Origin of the sequence: Streptococcus cristatus ATCC 51100, from assembly GCF_000222765.1 — a bacterium.
Taxonomy (GTDB): Bacteria; Bacillota; Bacilli; order Lactobacillales; family Streptococcaceae; genus Streptococcus; species Streptococcus cristatus.
The window spans coordinates 91,372-112,350 of sequence record NZ_AFUE01000006.1 but is presented as its reverse complement, the minus strand read 5'-3'; the positions used below and the strand labels follow the sequence as shown (position 1 = coordinate 112,350).

23 protein-coding genes and 1 pseudogene are annotated in these 20,979 nt (G+C 40.3%); all 24 read left to right on the top strand.

Features of this window, described 5'->3' with window-relative positions:
* The 24 genes and pseudogenes from HMPREF9960_RS04015 to HMPREF9960_RS03905 all read left to right on the top strand — a co-directional run bounded on the left by HMPREF9960_RS04015 (position 1) and on the right by HMPREF9960_RS03905 (position 20,973).
* Complete coding sequence (locus tag HMPREF9960_RS04015) at positions 1-975, top strand: nucleoid-associated protein (RefSeq protein ID WP_005589834.1); 975 nt, start codon at positions 1-3, stop codon at positions 973-975.
* Positions 975-1,577 (top strand): lysozyme family protein, encoded by a 603-nt coding sequence (locus HMPREF9960_RS04010; RefSeq protein ID WP_005589835.1) that lies wholly within the window; start codon positions 975-977, stop codon positions 1,575-1,577. The genes HMPREF9960_RS04015 and HMPREF9960_RS04010 overlap by 1 nt, the downstream gene beginning before the upstream one ends.
* 220 nt (positions 1,578-1,797) lie before the next feature.
* Entirely contained in the window at positions 1,798-2,295 is a 498-nt protein-coding gene (locus HMPREF9960_RS04005) for a GAF domain-containing protein (protein WP_005589837.1), read from the top strand.
* The gene (gene dnaX, locus HMPREF9960_RS04000; protein WP_005589838.1) at positions 2,295-3,959 is read left to right on the top strand and encodes a DNA polymerase III subunit gamma/tau; all 1,665 of its coding nucleotides are present in this window, start codon (positions 2,295-2,297) and stop codon (positions 3,957-3,959) included. The genes HMPREF9960_RS04005 and dnaX overlap by 1 nt, the downstream gene beginning before the upstream one ends.
* A gap of 38 nt (positions 3,960-3,997) precedes the next feature.
* Positions 3,998-4,189, top strand: coding sequence for a DUF3272 family protein (locus tag HMPREF9960_RS03995; protein ID WP_005589839.1), 192 nt, complete (start codon positions 3,998-4,000; stop codon positions 4,187-4,189).
* Positions 4,190-4,399: 210 nt separating this feature from the next.
* A complete protein-coding gene (gene aroA, locus HMPREF9960_RS03990; protein WP_005592249.1) occupies positions 4,400-5,683 on the top strand; it encodes a 3-phosphoshikimate 1-carboxyvinyltransferase in 1,284 nt (427 codons plus the stop codon).
* The gene (locus HMPREF9960_RS03985; RefSeq protein ID WP_005589841.1) at positions 5,676-6,152 is read left to right on the top strand and encodes a shikimate kinase; all 477 of its coding nucleotides are present in this window, start codon (positions 5,676-5,678) and stop codon (positions 6,150-6,152) included. Before aroA ends, HMPREF9960_RS03985 begins: the two co-directional genes overlap by 8 nt.
* Positions 6,149-6,997 carry a prephenate dehydratase gene (pheA, locus tag HMPREF9960_RS03980; RefSeq protein ID WP_005589843.1) on the top strand — a complete coding sequence of 283 codons (849 nt, stop codon included), beginning with the start codon at positions 6,149-6,151 and terminating at the stop codon, positions 6,995-6,997. Before HMPREF9960_RS03985 ends, pheA begins: the two co-directional genes overlap by 4 nt.
* Positions 6,994-8,331, top strand: coding sequence for an LCP family protein (locus HMPREF9960_RS03975; RefSeq protein WP_005589845.1), 1,338 nt, complete (start codon positions 6,994-6,996; stop codon positions 8,329-8,331). The genes pheA and HMPREF9960_RS03975 overlap by 4 nt, the downstream gene beginning before the upstream one ends.
* Positions 8,332-8,512: 181 nt before the next feature.
* Positions 8,513-9,874, top strand: a complete 1,362-nt coding sequence (gene rlmD, locus HMPREF9960_RS03970) for a 23S rRNA (uracil(1939)-C(5))-methyltransferase RlmD (protein WP_005589846.1) — start codon at positions 8,513-8,515, stop codon at positions 9,872-9,874.
* A gap of 208 nt (positions 9,875-10,082) precedes the next feature.
* Positions 10,083-10,256, top strand: a complete 174-nt coding sequence (locus HMPREF9960_RS10400; RefSeq protein ID WP_000159601.1) for a hypothetical protein — start codon at positions 10,083-10,085, stop codon at positions 10,254-10,256.
* On the top strand, positions 10,253-11,032 hold the full coding sequence (locus HMPREF9960_RS03965; RefSeq protein ID WP_005589850.1) for a replication initiator protein A: 780 nt from the start codon (positions 10,253-10,255) through the stop codon (positions 11,030-11,032). Before HMPREF9960_RS10400 ends, HMPREF9960_RS03965 begins: the two co-directional genes overlap by 4 nt.
* A 98-nt stretch (positions 11,033-11,130) precedes the next feature.
* Positions 11,131-12,489 carry a DNA (cytosine-5-)-methyltransferase gene (dcm, locus tag HMPREF9960_RS03960; protein WP_005592215.1) on the top strand — a complete coding sequence of 453 codons (1,359 nt, stop codon included), beginning with the start codon at positions 11,131-11,133 and terminating at the stop codon, positions 12,487-12,489.
* Positions 12,473-12,921, top strand: a pseudogene (locus HMPREF9960_RS03955) (hypothetical protein). Before dcm ends, HMPREF9960_RS03955 begins: the two are co-directional and overlap by 17 nt.
* On the top strand, positions 12,914-13,294 hold the full coding sequence (locus HMPREF9960_RS03950; protein ID WP_005589856.1) for a thioredoxin domain-containing protein: 381 nt from the start codon (positions 12,914-12,916) through the stop codon (positions 13,292-13,294). Before HMPREF9960_RS03955 ends, HMPREF9960_RS03950 begins: the two are co-directional and overlap by 8 nt.
* Before the next feature lie 12 nt (positions 13,295-13,306).
* Positions 13,307-13,540, top strand: a complete 234-nt coding sequence (locus HMPREF9960_RS03945; RefSeq protein WP_000840776.1) for a hypothetical protein — start codon at positions 13,307-13,309, stop codon at positions 13,538-13,540.
* 2 nt (positions 13,541-13,542) lie between these two features.
* Positions 13,543-14,130 (top strand): CPBP family intramembrane glutamic endopeptidase, encoded by a 588-nt coding sequence (locus HMPREF9960_RS03940; RefSeq protein ID WP_005589898.1) that lies wholly within the window; start codon positions 13,543-13,545, stop codon positions 14,128-14,130.
* A 333-nt stretch (positions 14,131-14,463) separates the two neighbouring features.
* Entirely contained in the window at positions 14,464-14,763 is a 300-nt protein-coding gene (locus tag HMPREF9960_RS03935) for a hypothetical protein (RefSeq protein WP_000869753.1), read from the top strand.
* A complete protein-coding gene (locus HMPREF9960_RS03930; RefSeq protein ID WP_000093674.1) occupies positions 14,753-15,241 on the top strand; it encodes a hypothetical protein in 489 nt (162 codons plus the stop codon). Before HMPREF9960_RS03935 ends, HMPREF9960_RS03930 begins: the two co-directional genes overlap by 11 nt.
* Complete coding sequence (locus tag HMPREF9960_RS03925) at positions 15,241-17,118, top strand: VirD4-like conjugal transfer protein, CD1115 family (protein ID WP_005592162.1); 1,878 nt, start codon at positions 15,241-15,243, stop codon at positions 17,116-17,118. Before HMPREF9960_RS03930 ends, HMPREF9960_RS03925 begins: the two co-directional genes overlap by 1 nt.
* Positions 17,119-17,138: 20 nt before the next feature.
* Positions 17,139-17,381, top strand: a complete 243-nt coding sequence (locus tag HMPREF9960_RS03920; protein ID WP_000627865.1) for a hypothetical protein — start codon at positions 17,139-17,141, stop codon at positions 17,379-17,381.
* Positions 17,382-17,397: 16 nt separating this feature from the next.
* Positions 17,398-18,252 (top strand): VirB6/TrbL-like conjugal transfer protein, CD1112 family, encoded by an 855-nt coding sequence (locus tag HMPREF9960_RS03915; RefSeq protein ID WP_001054257.1) that lies wholly within the window; start codon positions 17,398-17,400, stop codon positions 18,250-18,252.
* Between the two features lie 53 nt (positions 18,253-18,305).
* A complete protein-coding gene (locus tag HMPREF9960_RS03910) occupies positions 18,306-18,665 on the top strand; it encodes a PrgI family protein (protein WP_005589911.1) in 360 nt (119 codons plus the stop codon).
* On the top strand, positions 18,616-20,973 hold the full coding sequence (locus HMPREF9960_RS03905; protein WP_174263564.1) for a VirB4-like conjugal transfer ATPase, CD1110 family: 2,358 nt from the start codon (positions 18,616-18,618) through the stop codon (positions 20,971-20,973). The genes HMPREF9960_RS03910 and HMPREF9960_RS03905 overlap by 50 nt, the downstream gene beginning before the upstream one ends.
* Positions 20,974-20,979 lie beyond the last annotated feature (6 nt).

The window sequence follows — 20,979 nt, the reverse complement described above, 5'->3', positions numbered from 1 at the left end:
ATGGACATTTACATAAAAAAGGCCATCATTCATCAATTCAGTCCAGCTGATACGGACTTGCTGCTGGCGGATAAGTTTCTCAACATTACTCCAAAGATTGAGGAATACTTGCGTAAGAAAATCGAACGGGTCTATTCAGACGAGGCTAAAACAGGCATTTTCGAACCTGATAATGTCTTTTTAGCCCAGCTTTCAGACGACTTACTGGAAACATCCGTGACAGTGGCTAAGCTTTGGCAGGAGGAGTTTTCGGTCAGTGAAAACCAGAAAACCAACGATCTGATTTTCGTCCAGTTTGACAAGGAAGGCGTGGAGCATTTTGCTTTTCTGCGGATTGCGCTGCGGGAAACCTTGACCCACTTGGGTGGCGAGGTAGACAATCCTATCAAGCTGACGCAGAACAATCTGCCTGGCTTTGGTACGGGGGCGGACGAGGCTTTGGTCATCAATCTCCAGTCTCGCAAGTACCATCTGATTGAAAAGCGTATCAAGTACAATGGTGCCTTCCTCAACTATTTTTCTGACAATATCTTGCAGGTCAGTCCCAAGATTTCACCAAAAAAATCTATCAAAACTCTGGAAAAAACGGCTCAAAAGATTGCTGAAAGCTTTAACACAGACGACTTTCAGTTCCAGTCTAAGGTCAAATCCAGCATTTTCAAAAATCTGGAAGAAAACGACGAATTGTCTCCTGAAAAGTTGGCGGACGAGCTGTTTGACAGCAATCTGACAGCCAGACTTACCTTTATTGACCAAGTTAAGGAAACTGTGCCAGAGCCAATCAAGTTTGATGAGATTGACAGCAGTCGCCAGAAAAAGAAGTTCGAAAATCAAAAATTATCCCTCTCTAATGGAATAGAGCTAATCGTTCCCAATAATGTTTATCAGGATGCTGAATCCGTGGAATTTATCCAGAACGACAACGGGACCTATTCTATTCTCATCAAAAATATCGAGGATATACAAAGTAAATAATGTTTAAATTTATCAGAAGATTGATTTTGGTCATCATTCTGGCTGCCATTGCGATAAAAGGCTATCAAGTCCATCGTGATGTTAAGCAGGTTATGACCTATCAAAACTTGGTTAGAGAAGTACTGGACGAGCAGGATACGGCGGCCAATGAAGAGCTAGTCCTAGCCATGATCTACACAGAAACCAAGGGAAGAAACAACGACCTCATGCAGTCTAGTGAGAGTGCAACAGGCGAAATCAATTCGATTACAGACAATAAAGAAAGTGTCCGGCAAGGTATTCAGACTTTATCGGACAATCTAGAGTTGGCCAGCGAGAAAAAGGTGGATGTCTGGACGGCAGTTCAGGCCTACAATTTCGGCCAGGCTTATATCGACTATGTTGCGCAAAATGGCGGCGAGAATACGCTCGAGCTTGCAAAAAAATACTCAAAAGAAGTGGTTGCTCCGAGTCTTGGCAATGTGACTGGAAAAACCTATTCATACTATAATATACTTTCTATTTTTTACGGACCTAAGCTTTATATTAATGGTGGAAATTACTACTATTCGCGTCAGGTGCGACTAAATATGTACCTTATCCGCTTTATGGGATGGCTGTAAAAAGATGAGTTGAGCATGACTTGCGTTTCTATAGCATCAGAGGCTGGGATGGATAATCTCAGCCTCTTATATTTTGAGCAGGAAAGATGAAGCTTAGGACTATCCTTTGTGGCGGTCAGAATAAGAAAATATTTTTCAACTTGAAGTTCGAACTAGAAAAGAAGCTAAAAAGTTTTGATTTTTTCTTCTGTAGGACGGGCTTTTTGATATAATAGAAAGTATGAATAAAAGGGAAAAAATTTCAAATTATCAACTGTTATTGACTCAGCTAGAAGCCTTGTTGGAGGGCGAGACCAATGCTTTGGCCAATCTTTCTAATGCTAGCGCCCTGCTTAATCAAGCCCTGCCTCATTCGGTTTTTACTGGTTTCTATCTTTTTGATGGGAGCGAGCTGATTCTGGGACCTTTTCAGGGCGGTGTTTCCTGTGTTCACATTGCGCTAGGCAAGGGTGTTTGCGGGGAATCCGCTGAGAAAGAGCAGACGATTATCGTAGATGATGTGACCCAGCATGCCAACTATATCTCCTGTGATAGTAGGGCTAAGAGCGAGATTGTGGTGCCCATGGTAAAAGACGGTCGCCTACTGGGTGTGATGGATTTGGACTCAGCCTTGACGGGTGATTATGATAAGGTAGATCAGGAATATCTGGAAAAGTTCGTCCAGATTTTGCTTGAAAAAACGACTTGGAATTTTGAAATGTTTGGAGAAAAAGCCTAATGTATCAAGCTTTATATCGAAAGTACCGCAGTCAGACCTTTGGTCAGCTGGTTGGGCAACAAGTAGTGGCTACCACTCTGCGGCAGGCTGTGGAGCAAGGCAAAATCAGCCATGCCTATCTCTTTTCTGGTCCGCGTGGAACAGGGAAGACTAGTGTTGCCAAGATTTTTGCCAAGGCTATGAATTGTCCGAATCAAAAGGACGGCGAGCCCTGCAATGACTGCTATATTTGTAAGGCCATTACTGAGGGAAGCCTTGAAGATGTTATCGAAATTGACGCAGCTTCTAATAATGGGGTAGATGAGATTCGTGATATTCGGGATAAATCTACCTATGCACCTAGTATGGCCAAGCATAAGGTCTATATCATTGACGAGGTGCATATGCTCTCGACAGGTGCTTTTAACGCCTTGCTCAAGACCTTGGAAGAGCCAACCGAAAATGTGGTCTTTATCCTAGCGACGACAGAGCTGCATAAGATTCCAGCGACCATTCTTTCTCGTGTTCAGCGATTTGAGTTTAAGTCTATCAAGACGCAGGACATCATTGGTCATATTGAGTGGATTCTGGAGCAGGAAGGCATTGATTTTGAGCAAGAAGGTGTGCAGATTATTGCCCGTCGAGCTGAGGGTGGTATGCGGGATGCCCTGTCTATCCTCGATCAGGCTCTTAGCTTAACTCAGGAAAATCGTTTGACTACAGACATTGCTGAAGAGATTACAGGCTCGATCAGCTTGGGAGCCTTGGATGCCTATGTAGCAGCCTTGATTGCGCATGACGCAGTCACAGCCTTAGATAATCTCAATCTGATTTTTGATAGCGGTAAAAACATGGCTCGTTTTGTGACGGACCTCCTGCAATATCTGCGTGACTTGATTATTGTCAAAACTGGCGGGGAGAATACTCATGCCAGCGAGCTCTTTCTGGAAAATCTTAAGACACCACAGGAGACTCTCTTTGCTATGATTAAGACGGCGACTAAGAGTCTAGCAGACATCAAGAATAGCCTGCAACCTAAGATTTATACAGAAATGATGACCATTCGACTGGCTGAGGAAAAAGCAAGCTCGGATCAGATTCCTGACAACTTGGTAGAGGAACTGTCTAATCTCAAGCAGGAAATCCAAGAGCTTAAGCAACAATTAGCCAATGTCGGCAGTCAGCCAGCTCCAGCAGCTAAGAAATCGGAGGCACGATCTCAGAAGGCTAAGACTTATCGAGTAGACCGCAATAAGGTCAATGCTATCTTGGAAGAGGCAGTGGAAAATCCTGAATTGGCTCGCAGCAATTTGACTAAGCTGCAAAATGCTTGGGGTGAAATTATCGAGAGTCTGGCAGGAGCGGACAAGGCGCTGCTCATTGGTTCGCAACCAGTCGCAGCCAATGAAAACCATGCCATTTTGGCCTTTGAGTCTCATTTCAACGCTGAGCAGACCATGAAAAGAGAAAATCTCAATACCATGTTTGGAAATCTGCTGAGTAATGTTGCTGGCTTTTCACCAGATATTCTGGCTATTTCCCTAGAGGACTGGACTCAGATTCGGGCAGAATTTTCAGCTAGAAGTCGCGGCAATAAAGCAGAAGCAGCTGAAAAGCAGGAAGAAAGTTTGATACCAGAAGGCTTTGATTTTCTAGCGGAAAAAATCACCGTGCAAGATGATTGAATTTAGATTTTTATGATTTTTCATGCTATAATGGAAGAATGAATAGACGACAATTTATAGTAATGGCGGTTTTTACAGCCCTAGAAACATATTTTTTTAATGAAGCAATCATGTCTGAGAACTATCTGATGGCTATTTTCTGGGCCATTCTGATTGGTCGCAATCTGCAGATTAGCTATGTGATGGGGCGGATTATGGATGAGATTGATAAGCATTTAGGACACAAATAATGGCTAAATCAGAGAATGACTAGAGTGAGAATCTGGCACTCTCGGGGGGTTGACAAGGAATAAAGGGGGGCTGAGAGACGATTGTCGCAGCCTCTTTTATCATGTAGAAAAGTAGAAAGAAGGAAGAAGTCGGAATGAATACAAGAATTTTTTAGAAAATTGCTATTTTTATGATAAAATAGAAGTTAGTAGCAATTGAAAGGGGCATCTATGAAGTTAAGAACAGAGGCAAAAGGCCTGAATGGTCGCATCCGTGTGCCAGGCGACAAATCAATCAGTCACCGTTCGATTATGTTCGGAAGCTTGGCCAAAGGCCTTACAGTGGTTCACGATATTTTGAGAGGTGAGGATGTCCTTTCTACGATGCAGGTCTTTCGCGATTTAGGCGTCAAGATAGAGGATGATGGAAAGACTGTTAAGATCCACGGTGTTGGATTTGATGGTCTCAAGGCGCCATACAATAAACTTGACATGGGAAATTCAGGAACCTCTATCCGCTTGATTTCGGGTGTCTTGGCAGGTCAGGATTTTGCAGCAGAGATGTTTGGCGATGATAGTTTGTCCAAGCGTCCGATGGATCGGGTAACCCTGCCTCTTAGTCAAATGGGTGTGGATATTTGGGGTCAGACAGAACGAGATTTACCGCCACTACACATTCATGGCCGAAAAGATTTAAAGCCTATCCATTATCAGCTGCCAGTAGCTTCCGCTCAAGTCAAATCAGCCTTGATTTTTGCAGCTTTACAGGCTCAAGGCGAGTCCGTCATTATTGAAAAGGAAATCACCCGTAACCATACAGAGGATATGATTGTCCAATTTGGTGGTCAGATTGAGGTCAAGGGCAAGGAAATCCGTGTGCAGGGTGGACAGACCTTTACAGGGCAAGCAGTGAGAGTGCCTGGTGATATTTCCAGCGCAGCCTTCTGGCTGGTTGCAGGCTTGATTCTGCCCCATTCTAAAATCGTCCTTGAAAATGTGGGAATCAATGACACTCGGACGGGGATTCTTGATGTTATCAAGGCCATGGGCGGTAAGATGACCCTTTCTAATATAGATGAGGTGGCTAAATCCGCTACGATTACCGTTGAGACTTCTGAGCTGAAGGGAACGGAGATTGGCGGAGAAATTATCCCGCGCTTGATAGACGAGCTTCCGATTATTGCCCTTTTAGCGACTCAAGCTGAGGGCAGAACGGTGATCCGAGATGCCGAGGAGTTAAAAGTCAAAGAAACCGATCGGATTCAGGTTGTCGCAGATGCTTTAAATAGCATGGGAGCAGCTATAACTCCCACAGCAGATGGCATGATTATCGATGGAAAAACGCCTCTCCATGGTGCAACCATCAATACATTCGGCGATCATCGTATTGGAATGATGGCAGCCATTGCGGCCCTATTAGTTTCGGATGGAGAGGTGGAGCTGGAGCGGGCAGAGGCTATCAATACCAGCTATCCAAGCTTCTTTTCAGACTTGGAGGACTTGGTGAATGGCTAAGATTTTACTTGGCTTCATGGGAGCGGGAAAATCAACGATTGCGAGAGCCTTGTCAGCAGATTTTCTGGATATGGATGAGCTGATTGTCCAAAAAATCGGCATGTCCATCCAAGAATATTTTGCTCAATATGGTGAACCAGCCTTTCGGAAAATTGAAGCTGAAGTCTTGGCTGAGTGTATCCAGCAGGATGTCGTGCTTTCTACGGGAGGCGGCGTTGTCTTGAGCTCCCAAAATCGTGACTTATTGGCCCGAAATCCCCAAAATATTTATCTGAAGTCTGACTTTGAGACCCTCTTTCGTCGGATTGAGGGAGATCAGGAAAATCAGCGCCCCTTGTATCTGACAAAGAGCAAGGCAGATTTGCAAGAGATTTTTGAACAACGGCAGGCTCTCTATGAGGCGGTCGCGACACAAACAATTGACGTGGTAGGAAAAACGCCACAAGAAATTATTGAGGAAATTCAATGAAAGTAGCCTTTTTAGGACCCAAGGGATCTTTTTCCCACCATGTTGCCCAAGAAGCCTTTCCCCAAGCAGACTTGGTGCCCTATCAAAACATCACAGAAGTGATGAAGGCCTATGAAGGGAAAGAGGTGGATTATTCAGTTGTTCCCGTGGAAAATTCGATTGAAGGAAGTGTCCATGAGACCTTGGATTATCTTTTCCATCAGGCTGAGATTCAAGCGGTAGCAGAGATTATTCAGCCCATTAAGCAGCAGTTATTGGCGACCAGTTTGGACAAGCCCATTGAGAAAGTTTTTTCCCATCCTCAGGCGCTTGCTCAGGGAAAAGGCTATATTCGCCAGCATTATCCAGAAGCAGCAATAGAAATTACAGCTAGTACAGCCTATGCGGCTCGCTTTGTAGCAGAGCATCCTGACCAACCTTTTGCGGCTATTGCAACGCGGACCGCGGCAGTTGAGTATGGTCTGCAAGTGGTGGCTCAGGATATTCAGGAAATGGAGGAAAACTTCACTCGTTTCTGGATTTTAGGGCAAACCACCCCTGCTCTTAAGCTTGTAAAGCAAGAGGAAAAGCAAAGTTTGGCTCTGACCTTACCGGATAATCTGCCCGGTGCATTGTATAAGGCACTATCAACTTTTGCTTGGCGTGGCATTGACCTGACAAAGATTGAAAGTCGCCCTCTTAAAACAGCCCTAGGGGAATATTTCTTTATTATTGATATTGATAATGAACGGAAAGAATTAGTGGATTTTGCTTACCAAGAGCTTGCTACACTTGGTATCACCTTTAAAATTCTAGGCAGTTATCCCGTTTTTCAAATTCAGGATTATAGATTGGAGCAGAGATGAGAGAAACAGAAAATCTGAGTCGACACGAGCAGTTAAGGCTGGATTATCTCCATACAAACTATTACTATCTTAACGAACATGAAAAAGAGGAGTATAATTACCTCCGCCAAAAGTCGAAAGGACGGCCAGATGCTGCGCAAAAGGCGTCTACCAAGCAGACCGTGCACGCTTTATCAGAAGATCCGATGGCGGATTCATCCGGTTTGTTACCCAAATACCCGGGTAAAGGTTCTCTTAGCAGAAGTCAAAAGAATTCCCGAGCTTCTTCAAAGCAAGAAGCGAAAAAATCAACTCAGAAAACTCCGAGAACCTACAAAAAAATTCGTCCGAAGCGCGTGCTGATGTGGCTCCTCATTTTTGTGCTTTTGGTTGTTTCTGGCATGCTCTTTATGTTTTTCAAAGGCTTAAATACAGCGAGACCAGGAAATCTTAAAGCGGCTGATGTTGAGTACTTTGATGGTCATGATGCTCGAGATGGGATCAATATTCTTGTTTTAGGGACGGATGGCCGAATTGGAGAAAATTCAACGGAGACTCGGACCGATTCAATTATGGTCTTAAACGTTGGCAATAAAGATCATAAAATGAAGTTGGTTAGCTTTATGCGTGATACCTTGATTCATATTGACGGCGTCAGCAATTCCTACACGGAGCCGACGGATGATGATTATTATGATCAAAAATTGAACTCCGCCTATACTTTTGGTGAACAAGACAATCATCGTGGAGCTGAGGCAGTTCGTCAAGCTTTGAAAGATAACTTTGATATTGACATTAAATACTATGCTCTAGTGGACTTTAACACCTTTGCGACTGCAATTGACACCCTCTTTCCAAATGGTGTATTTATGGATGCTAAATTTTCGACCATTGATGGGGAAAAAGTCACAGAAGTGGAAGTTCCAGATGATTTGAACATGAAGGATGGAGTGGTTCCTACTCAAACCATCAAGGTTGGTCGTCAGCACATGGACGGTCGGACGCTCTTAAACTATGCCCGCTTCCGTAAGGACGATGAGGGTGACTTTGGACGTACACGTCGCCAGCAAGAAGTTTTGACTGCTATCATGCAGCAGATAAAAGACCCTACGAAGCTTTTTACAGGATCTGAAGCATTAGGAAAAGTCTTTGCCTTGACCTCGACCAATGTACCTCAGAGTTTTATTTGGTCACAAGGCTTATCCTTGGTGCTCGATTCACGCAATGGGATAGAGCGCCTCACCGTACCAGAACTGGGCGACTGGACGGATACCTATGATATGTATGGTGGACAAGGACTCTTGATTGATTTTGAAGCCTATAAAGAAAGATTGAAACAAATGGGCTTAAGATAGGGCTCTTATGATATAATGGGAAGTGGCGGATTTTGTCTCTTCCCTTTCTTTTTGGAAAATAGCAGAGCAGAAATGTGAACATATTTTCCAATAGGAAGAAAGAAATAAACAGTAGAAATCCTGTGATTCCCTGCTTTAGTATAATTGTAGTTGAGTGCAGGATTGATTAGAAAGTAAAGAAATGTTAAAAAAGAACGATATTATTGAAGTAGAAATTGTAGATCTGAGTCATGAGGGAGCGGGTGTAGCCAAGGTAGACGGCCGCGTCTTTTTCATTGAAAATGCCCTGCCGAGTGAAGTGATTCGCATGCGTGTCCTCAAGGTCAACAAAAAGATCGGCTTTGGCCGAGTTGAGGAATTTGTGAATAAGTCTGACCAGCGCAATGAGCATGTCGACTTGGCCTATCTGCGGACTGGAATTGCTGATTTGGGGCACTTGGCCTACCCAGCTCAACTAGCTTTTAAAGGCAAGCAGGTGCAGGATTGCCTTTATAAAATCGCTGGCATTTCGGATGTAGAAGTGCTGGAAACACTGGGCATGGATCAGCCACTGGCCTACCGTAATAAAGCCCAAGTGCCAGTTCGCCGTGTCAATGGTCAGCTGGAAACCGGCTTTTTCCGTAAAAATTCCCATGACCTCCTGCCGATTGAGGACTTTTATATTCAGGATCCAATCATTGACCAAGTCATCGTTTTTGTACGTGACTTGCTACGCCGCTTTGCCCTCAAGCCTTACGATGAGAAGGAGGGCACTGGCCTGATCCGCAATCTGGTTGTTCGCCGTGGCCACAATTCGGGTGAAATCATGGTGATTTTGGTGACCAACCGGTCTAAGATTTTTCGAGTGGAGCAGTTAATTGAGCGCTTGACAGAAGCTTTCCCAGCAATTAAGTCTATCATGCAAAATATCAACGACCAGCCGGGCAATGCTATTTTCGGTCGGGAATTTCGGACACTCTACGGCCAAGACTTCATTACTGACAGCATGCTGGGCAAGCAGTTCCAGATTGCTGCGCCAGCTTTTTACCAAGTCAATACTGAGATGGCAGAAAAGCTGTATCAGACGGCCTTTGACTTTGCTGATTTTAAAAAAGAGGATATTGTGCTGGATGCCTACTCAGGTATTGGCACCATTGGCCTGTCGCTGGCTGACCGAGTCCAGCAGGTCTATGGAGTTGAAGTTATTCCTGAGGCCGTGGAAAATAGTCAGCGAAACGCAGAGCTCAACGGCATCACCAGTGCTAGCTATGTTTGCGCCCCTGCAGAAAAAGCCATCCAAACTTGGCTGAATCAGGGAGTCAAGGCGGATGTCATCCTAGTCGATCCGCCGCGCAAGGGCTTGACAGAGAGCTTTATCACTTCCAGTGTCAGCATGGAACCCCAGCGGATTGTCTATATCTCCTGCAACCCTGCCACCATGGCGCGTGATATCAAACTCTATCAAGGACAGGGCTATGAACTGAAGAAAGTCCAGCCAGTGGATTTATTTCCGCAGACGCATCACGTGGAGTGTGTAGTGTTGCTACAACGAAAAAAAGGGTGAAAATCCTTGATTTTAAGCTATTTTACAAGCATTTTGTCTTTGTAGATAAAGGCAATTTTGACGTCAAAAAAGTCCTAAAAAGGCACATAGATGTATATGTATTTGTAGATGTCGTTTGCGCATCGGAAAAATGAATACAACAATAAATATTTATCTAAAGAGAGAACAATTATATATTGTTCTCCTTTTTTTATTTTCAGGAGGGAAAATGACAAAAGAATTACAATCATCACGCTATATTGTCATTTCATTTTTAGTACGTGAAATGGGAATTGACATTGTTGAAGCCATCTCTCTTATGGCTGAATTAGAAAAAAATGGCTTGGTTCGATTGGAATCAAGTGGAGATTTAATACTCAAAGAGCTAGGAGGAGCGCTATGAAACGAATTACCGCAAATCAATACCAAACTTCAGAACGGTATTATAAATTACCTAAAATTCTTTTTGAGGACGAGAAATATTTGGATATGAAACTAGAAGTAAAGGTAGCTTATTCTATTTTAAAAGATCGTTTAGAATTATCTCTCAGTCGTGGATGGATAGATGAAGAAGGGGCGGTCTATTTAGTATTTTCTAATTCTAAACTGATGAAGCTGTTAGGTTGTTCGAAGTCCAAATTACTGTCCATAAAAAAAACTCTTAAAGAATATGACTTAATTGACGAAGTTCAACAGTCTTCAAGTGAGAAAGGGAGACTTGCTAATAAGATTTATTTAGGGGAATTATCTTCTACCCCAGTAGCTAGTTCAAACAGGCCTAGTGTTAAAAAAAGACTAGGGCAGGTTGAAAATGAAACGGCCCCCGTCTCACATTTAGCCCCTAGTGAGACTGAAGTTAGTGAGACTAAATATAGTGAGACTGATTCTTTATTTATTGAGGATGAGGAGGATAGGAATACTCAACCTATTTTGAAAAGAAAAGTAGAAAAGGTCACAAAATATGATCGAGATTATATTTGGGGATTGGTACAAGATCAATTTAGACGAGAAGGTTTTTCTGAAACAGCCAGTGAAATTGCTATGACTGATTTTGAAAGAATCTATCAGTATGCTCTAGATAATGTTCACTTTGTTAGACGAGCGGAAGTACTTGCTGAATTTGTGTTTAATGGCTTGTATTCTGTTTGGAATAACCGTGTTAGAAAAGGAGGTGGTTAAATGTCGCCAATCGAGTGGATATTAGTTATGCTTATTGTCATTTCAAGTGGAGTGACAGTTTTGATAATGGTAGTCGATCAGAAAGGGGTGATAAAGAAATGAGATTTATTGATTTATTTTCAGGTATCGGGGGTTTTCGACTAGGAATGGAAAGTGTTGGACATGAGTGTATTGGATTTTGTGAGATTGATAAATTTGCTAGAGAATCTTATAAGTCCATTTTTCAAACGGAAGGAGAAATTGAATTTCATGACATACGAGATGTTTCAGATGACGAATTTAAAAAACTTAGAGGGAAAGTCGATGTCATCTGTGGGGGATTCCCTTGTCAAGCATTTTCAATCGCAGGAAGACGATTGGGATTTGAAGATACTAGAGGCACTTTATTCTTTGAAATTGCTCGAGCGGCCAAACAAATCCAACCACGTTTTCTTTTTCTTGAAAATGTTAAAGGCCTACTCAATCACGATAAGGGACGGACGTTCACCACAATCCTTACCACGCTTGATGAATTGGGGTTTGATGTTGAGTGGCAGGTGCTTAACAGTAAGAATTTTGGCGTTCCCCAAAACAGAGAGAGGGTGTTTATTATCGGACATTCTAGAAAGAGAGGTACCAGACTCTTATTTCCTTTCAGACGAGAAGGTCAAGCAACTAACTCTGAGACTTTAAAAATATTAGGGAATTTGAATCCATCAAAAAGTGGAATGAGTGGTAAAGTCTATTATTCAGAAGGTCTTGCGCCAACCTTAGTTCGTGGAAAAGGAGAAGGATTTAAAGTTGCGATTCCTTGTATGACACCAGACAGATTAGAAAAAAGACAAAAGGGTAGAAGTTTCAAGGATAATCAAGAGCCAATGTTTACTTTAAATACTCAGGATCGCCATGGTATTGTCGTTGTTGGAGATTTACCAACTAGCTTTAAGGAAACTGGTCGCGTCTATGGAAGTGAGGGGCTATCTCCAACACTGACTACGATGCAAGGTGGAGATAAAATCCCCAAAATACTGATTCCAGAACCAATCCAATTTCTAAAAGTCCGAGAGGCAACGAAAAAAGGATATGCTCAAGCAGAAATAGGAGATTCAATCAATTTGGAAAGACCAAGTTCTCAGTATCGTCGTGGTAGAGTTGGAAAAGGTATAGCTAATACTTTGACAACTAGTGGTCAAATGGGAGTAGTAGTGGCTAGCTATGAAGGAGAAGATAAGCAAGTTTACCATGTAGCCGGTGTCTTAATAGATGGACAATTTTACCGTTTGAGAATACGACGAATCACCCCTAAAGAGTGTTTCCGCCTGCAGGGATTTCCTGATTGGGCTTTTGAAGCTGCTAGAAAAGTCTCTAGTAATAGTCAGCTCTATAAACAAGCTGGTAATAGTGTAACCGTACCTGTGATTGCCGCAATCGCAAAGAAATTAAAAGAAATAGAGGAAAAAGATGAAAGCGTTAAATAAAGAGTCAATACTATATTGTGATGAATTAGAAACAGAATTACATGATGCAGAAATGATGCAGTTGGATGAACAAATATTTTTGATGCCCAATTATCCATGTGAGTTTGAAGTGAAATTTTTAGATTATTACCATAAAAATCACAATTACCCCTTATTTTATGAATCCTATCTTCAAAACATTATGGAATTCCTTGAAAGTCAGGATATAAAGAATGGAGCTGATGCCTTTATAGATGATAATCATAATCTTGTTTTGTTTTATATGGGCAAGGCTATCGAGCCGAGGGAAAAGAGGGAATACTTACAACCCAGGTAACTGTAAAAGCTTATGATGAAGACAAGAAATCAATTAACTTCTCGAATTTATTAGATTCCTTAATCGTCTCAGAATATCAAATGGAACCGAATCTTTGGGAGGTCTCCCATGATTGATCTCTATCTAAGTAAAAATAGCCAAAGAAATCAACTTCTTTTAGAATTCTTCCAAAACTATGGCATTGAGGTATCCTGTCATTCGATTTCTGAAATGACAAGGGATAAATTAATTGAGATGATGAGCTATTCTTCAGATTGTTTTGAGTTTTTATCTCCAAATTTATTACGATTTAAGAACCGTGACAATTTAAGATTAACGGATTTCATTGAAATGATATTAAAAAATCCTGAACTAACCATCAGACTTCCTCTTGCGGTTTCGAATAAAAGAGTTTATCCAAATCTAAATTTGGAGGAAGCTAGAGCTTTATTGCCAAGAGATACGAAACAATTGATTTACATGGCACAAACACATTATTTATCTAACTAAAGGAGAAGCAATATGGCTGAACGATTTTGGGAGAACTTGTCCATTATTTTGGCTGAAAGAAATATCAGCTGGATTGAGTTAACCAGAAAAATGTTTGCGGGAGAGTTTCACTATCCAAGTGAATTGAATCGTTTGTATCAAAAGATTCGTCACTATAAGATGGAACAACGAATGCCTCAAAGTCCATGGGTAGAAAGGATTGTGCAGGTATTAGATTTAGATTATGAAGATTTATTTCGGAGGTAACTATGAAAAGAATAATTCGAGTTTATTTATTCCAACAAGTAAATGTCCTATTGGTATCTCTATACTTACTGAAATTTCTTTGTATCGGTGAGTTAACTATACTACAGATTCTCTATGGTGCGTCACTCATTTCTTTTTTATGGGTGTATTGCCAACGAAAAAAAGTGGTCAAGCTTAATATGAAAACTAGGATAAAATGGCTTGGTATTGGATTCGTTAGTCTACTGATTATAAGTCTATGTTTTAGTCTGATTCATGCTCAAGGAAGCACGAATCAAGCAAACTTAATTGGCCTTCAACATCAAGTTCCTTGGTTTTCATTTTTATTGTTCTTAATCAATGCGAGTATGGTTGAAGAATTTCTGTATCGGGAAATTTTATGGAACTTGGTTAGAAAATTAGATATTCGAGTTGCTTTGACAAGTGTTTTATTTGCATTAGCACATCATCCAGGAAGCATTCTAGCTTGGTGTTTATATGTTTCACTTGGGATGTTTTTAGGGATGGTACGCTATAAATCGGACTTATGGGGCAGTATGGGGCTACATTTAGTGTGGAACCTACTAGTTTATAGTTTGCTGCTTTTTTAGACCAAATTAGCTTGTTTTAGGGAAATGAAATGCTAACGTTATGTAACAATGTTAGTCTTTTATTTCAAACTCTTTGATTAGTATGAATTTAGCTCTACAGAAAAATAAAAAATGTGATAAAAATTTCAACTACTCTTATCTATAATAAAGCTACCTGTTCTTTGAAAATTGAATCCACTCCGTCTTGATTAGCGTGCCTGTGTAAGTAGGGACTGAGAGTATTTCCCTGTGAAGGGCAACTGGCACAAGACGTGTGTGAGAATTTTCTAACAGACACGGAGTTTATCGTTACCAGACTTAAACGATGCGACAAACTAGATAAAGGAGTTAATCATGAAGGTAGTAAACTTGTATGATTTGAAACAAATGGGAAATAAAGGTGGTTGTACCATCCAATTGATTCATCACTTTCCTTTTGGTATGGGCTTAGGACATCTCAAAAAAGACTACATTGAATTTAAACGTGTTGGTATCTTTGATGGAAAAGCAGTAGAAGTTACTCTTCGAGAACCTTATTCGAGAGATCTACTGCAGGTTGTCAAGTCGATTAAGCAACGTCAGAAATTGATAGCTTATCGTTATAAAGAAGGAAAGCTGCTATTTGTTAAGAAGGAGGCCTCAGATGTCCTCTGAACAACAGGAACGAATGGCAGTTCAATATGCGGAGCGTAGTCTTTTATTTACTGTAAAAAGTCTTTTAAAGATTCTAGAATGGTCTAGACGTCAGGCTTTAGCACAGGATTCCGCTTATAAGATAGGGGTGCAGAAATTAGAAGAATTGCTACAATCTCCCTATGCGATTGATACGATTAATCTGAAAAAAGATTTCTTAGACAAACCAATTGATATAGAGAAATTTAAAGCTTTTTTAGAAAAAGAAGAGATTCCTTTAGCCATCGCTTGGCAAGGGGATTCTCTACATTTCTACACGAAAGACCGTTCGATTCTAGACAATCATTTAGATCATCTGTTAGAAAAAATGGTTAATGATCCGGAGAAATTAGCTGATTTTACCATGGATAAGTCATTAGACGATGCAATTGATGAGGCTAAATCTCAAATTACCTTTAGACAAGAAGGGGCCGTCAAACAGAAAGAGATGGTGAGATGATGTACAGTGGAAAGAAATTCCTACTATTCTCACTGTTAGGTATCTTACTAGGCTATCTTTTTCATCGTTTGACGCTTTTGTATGATTCCTATACTGGAAATACATTAGATAAATGGACTCATCTTCTGATGGAAGGTCAAGATGAAGTTCTTCAGTCGCCATGGAATGTTTCCTTTACTGGAAAATCAAGTGCTTTTTTTCTACTAGGTTTTGTGATGATGTTGCTGGTTTATCTCTATCTAGAGACTGGTAAAAAACAATACCGAGAAGGGGTAGAATACGGGAGCGCCCGTTTTGGAACTCTAAAAGAAAAGAGGCTCTTTTACGGTAAGGAATTTTCTCATGATACGATCTTAGCACAAGATGTTCGTTTGACATTATTAGATAAAAAACCACCCCAATATGATAGAAATAAGAATATTGCGGTGATTGGAGGTTCAGGAAGTGGGAAGACATTTCGCTTTGTGAAACCCAATCTGATTCAGATGAATAGTTCTAATATTGTAGTGGATCCTAAAGATCACTTGGCCGAAAAAACAGGCAAACTCTTTTTAGAACATGGCTACCAAGTAAAGGTGCTAGATTTAGTCAATATGAAGAACTCAGATGGCTTCAATCCTTTTCGCTATATAGAGACAGAAAATGATTTGAATCGCATGCTGACGGTTTATTTTAATAACACTAAAGGCTCTGGCTCCCGTAGTGATCCATTTTGGGATGAAGCTTCTATGACTTTGGTACGAGCTTTAGCCTCTTACTTGGTCGATTTCTATAATCCACCCAAAACAAGAGAACAGCTCATAGAAGAAAGTCGTTTAAGTCAAAAAGAATACCAAAACTTGTTGAAACGTCAAAAAAAAGAAGTGGAAGAGCGAAAAAAACGAGGGCGTTATCCAAGTTTTGCTGAAATCTCAAAACTCATTAAACACTTATCCAAGGGTGAAAACCAAGAAAAAAGTGTCTTAGAAATTCTATTTGAAAATTATGCTAAAAAGTATGGAACTGAAAATTTTACCATGCGAAATTGGACAGATTTTCAAAATTATAAGGATAAGACTCTGGATTCTGTTATAGCTGTAACCACTGCTAAATTTGCCCTCTTCAATATTCAAAGTGTCATGGATTTGACCAAAAGAGATACCCTTGATATGAAGACATGGGGAAAGGAAAAATCAATGGTTTACTTAGTTATCCCAGATAACGATAGTACCTTTCGCTTTCTTTCAGCCCTCTTTTTTTCAACCGTATTTCAAACCCTAACAAGACAAGCAGATATTGATTTTAAGGGTCAATTGCCTCTTCATGTGAGAGTTTACTTAGATGAGTTCGCAAATATCGGAGAAATCCCAGATTTTGCTGAACAAACCTCAACAGTCCGTTCTCGAAATATGAGTCTCGTTCCTATTCTTCAAAATATTGCTCAACTTCAAGGGCTCTATAAAGAAAAAGAAGCTTGGAAAACCATTTTGGGGAACTGTGACAGCTTAGTCTACTTAGGTGGTAATGATGAAGATACCTTTAAATTTATGAGTGGTTTACTCGGTAAACAAACCATTGATGTTCGAAATACTAGTCGTTCCTTTGGCCAGACAGGTTCAGGTTCCCTTTCTCATCAAAAGATTGCTCGTGATTTAATGACACCCGATGAGGTTGGAAATATGAAACGGCATGAATGCTTGGTTCGAATTGCCAATATGCCTGTCTTTAAAAGCAAAAAATACAATTCCACTAAGCATCCAAACTGGAAGTACCTAGCCAATCAAGAAACAGATGAACGGTGGTGGAACTATCAAATCAATCCTTTGAATCAAAGACAAGAAAATCATCTTGAAGGCCTTAGAATTCGTGATCTAACTTTTGAATCTAGTTTAAAATAAAAATAGAAAAGAGGAAATAGATGATTACGCATTTTAAAGGTTTTGTTTATGGAGTAGACGCAAGTGCTATGTTTGCACAAGCTATGTCTTTGTTACAGAAGGGATTGATTGCGGTTGGTGCCTTTCTCGTTGTTGTGGGGATTGTCAACCTTGCAACCAACATTAAAGATGGTGGACCAGGTGTTCGGAATGCCATTCTGGAAATTGTCGGTGGTGTTATGGTAGGGGCTGCTGGAGCCTTTGTAACTCAAATTTCAATTTAGGAGGATAAACAATGACATGAATCTTAGTTTAGTCTCACCCTTTGTTTACCTTGCATCTGAAAAAATATCAGCTGAAAATTTATTTGAAGGATTTAATGTGGATTTACAATCTACGGTAGATCTGATTAAATCCCTATCTAGCTACAATCCAACCGTTTGGACTTATATGTCTAGTATTACTAAAAGTGTCATGCAACCTCTTGGAGTTGCGATTTTATCAGTTGTTCTCATCTTAGAATTTTCGAAGATGGCAAAGAAAATTGCTAACTCAGGTGGAGCGATGACCTTTGAAGCATTAGCGCCGATGTTGATTAGTTATATTATGGTCGCAGTTGTAATTACCAACACTACCGTCATTGTAGAAGCTATCATCGGTATTGCGAGTCACGCCATTGAACAAGTGGCCTCGATTGTGGCTCACGGTGGGGCAAAGTATGATACAATCTCTGGATTAAAAGGTTCAGGATTTATTGGCCGGATGATTGTGGGCTTTTTCGCCCTCCTCATTTGGCTAGTTCGGATAGTAAGTGCAGCCATGGTCAATCTTTTGGTATCTATTCGATTTATTCAACTCTACCTTATGATTCCATTTGCCCCTCTTACGATTCCAACATTTTTAAGTGATGAATGGAAGTCTATTGGTATTGGCTATTTAAAAAATATTATGGTCTATGCGGTACAAGGGGTTCTTATTTTTCTGATTGTTTCTCTTGTTCCTTTGTTTGAATCTGCTGGGAAAATAGCTGTTTCAAATGGTGCAGGAGTCTTGCAATCACTTGCGATTATGTTTGGTAGTTTGGTACAAGCTATCTTACTGATTATTGCCCTCGTTGGTTCTCAACGTACGGCTCGCTCAATTTTAGGTATGTAATTAGATAAAGGCTAGGAAGTGATTGCTTCTTAGCCTTTTTAGAAAGGAAAGTCATGAATACACGTGTCTTTAAAGACATCTCAAAATACCAACACAGGGCTTGGTTAGGTTTCACCACAAGACAAATCATCTTTGTTTTACCAGCCTTTATTGTCACAATTATTGTTTTGGGCTTGAATCTCTTTTTCTGGCAATTTGGAGATTGGTTTGTTTACGGTTTTGTGTTTGCCTTTACCATTCCCCTCATGCTTTTTGGAGTCTATAAACCCAATGATTTATATTTTGAACATTATTTGAAATACCGTCTTCATTTTGAATTAACGGTTCCTCTACGCACAATTACAGGAAAGAAAGGACTTGAACATGAAAAGAAAATCAAATACATTAAAGAAACAAAAAACTTCAATGACTAATAAAAAGAAAGAAGTTAAAGGGAAAAAAGAGGAAGTGTTACCCTCTACGGCTAATACTCTCTCTTATCAAGCCCTGTATCAAAATGGTCTAATGCAGGTAAAAGAAGATTATTTCTCACAAAGCTATTTACTTGGTGATGTCAATTACCAGACCGTTGGTTTAGAAGATAAAGGCGCAATCATTGAGAAGTATTCTGATTTGATTAACTCCCTAGATGATCAAACTAACTTCCAATTGACTATCTTTAATAAAAGATTGAATTTAGAAAAGTTTAGACAAAGTGTTTTGTATGAGGAAAAAGAAGATGGGTATGATAGCTATCGTAAAGAATTGAATCGGATGATGAATCAGAATTTAGACAGTGGTGAAAATAACTTTTCAGCTGTGAAACTGATTAGTTTTGGTAGAAAGGATTCTAATCCAAAACAAGCCTATCGTTCCTTGTCTCAAATTGGAGAATATTTCAAGAGTGGCTTTTCAGAAATTGACGCTCGCTTTGAATCCTTGGCTGGAGAAGAACGTGTGAACTTGTTGGCGGATATGCTTAGAGGAGAACACCATCTTCCTTTTTCTTACCGTGATTTAACGAGATCTGGTCAGACAACTCGTCACTTCATAGCACCTAATCTCTTGGATTTTAAAAACAAGAATTACATACAAATCAATGACCGCTTATTGCAAATTGTCTATGTGAGAGACTACGGTATGGAATTAGGGGATCAGTTTATTCGAGACCTCATGCAAGGAGATTTGGAATTGATTGTGAGCCTCCATGCTCAAAGTTCGACCAAGGCAGATGCCATGAAGAAACTACGAACAAAGAAGACCTTGATGGAATCCCAAAAGATTGGGGAACAACAAAAACTAGCTCGTACAGGTATCTATTTGGAAAAAGTAGGTCATGTATTAGAAAGTAATATCGATGAAGCTGAAGAACTTTTAAAAACCATGACCGAGACAGGTGATAAACTGTTTCAAACGGTCTTCTTGATTGGGGTCTTTGGTCAGGATGAAGAAGAACTCAAACAAGCACTAGATACGATTCAACAAGTGGCCGGCTCAAATGACCTAATGATTGATAAACTTCCATATATGCAAGAAGCAGCCTTTAATAGTTTGCTGCCATTTGGTTGTGATTTTTTAGAGGGGGTATCACGGAGTTTATTAACATCTAATGTAGCAGTGAACTCTCCATGGACTTCAGTAGACTTACAAGACCGCAGTGGGAAATATTACGGTATCAATCAAATATCAAGTAATATTATTACCATTGATCGAAGCCTATTAAATACACCGTCTGGTCTGATTTTAGGAACATCTGGAGCTGGGAAAGGGATGGCAACCAAGCATGAAATTATCACGACCAAAATCAAGGAATCTGGTGAAAATACTGAAATTATCATCGTGGATCCAGAAGCAGAATACAGTGTTATAGGACGAGCTTTTGGTGGAGAAATGATTGATATTGCGCCAGATTCCCAAACCTATCTCAATGTCCTTGACTTGTCTGAAGAAAATATGGATGAAGATCCTGTAAAGGTAAAATCAGAATTTCTTTTATCCTTTATCGGCAAGTTATTGGATAGGAAAATGGATGGAAGAGAAAAATCGATTATTGACCGAGTCACCAGACTGACCTATCAGTCATTTAAAGAGCCTTCTTTGGAAGAATGGGTTTTTGTCTTGAGTCAACAACCAGAAGAAGAAGCGCAGAATTTGGCACTTGATATGGAACTATATGTCGAAGGTTCTCTTGATATTTTTTCTCATAAGACCAATATTCAGACAGGATCTAATTTCTTGATTTATAACGTTAAGAAGTTAGGAGATGAGCTGAAACAAATCGCCCTTATGGTGGTTTTTGATCAGATATGGAATCGTGTCGTTCGGAACCAAAAATTAGGGAAGAAGACCTGGATTTATTTTGATGAAATGCAGCTTCTCTTATTAGATAAATATGCTAGTGACTTCTTCTTTAAATTGTGGAGTCGTGTCAGAAAATATGGAGCTAGTCCGACTGGAATAACTCAAAACGTCGAAACCTTATTGTTAGATCCAAATGGTAGACGGATTATTGCCAATAGTGAATTTATGATTCTCCTCAAGCAAGCAAAAAATGACCGAGAAGAATTGGTTCAACTCTTAGGTTTGTCAAAAGAACTCGAAAAATACCTGGTCAATCCAGAAAAAGGGGCTGGACTAATAAAAGCTGGTTCAGTTGTCGTTCCCTTTAAAAATAAGATTCCTCAAGGTACTCAATTGTTTGATATCATGAGTACGGATCCTGATAAAATGGCTTCTAATTAAGGGGAA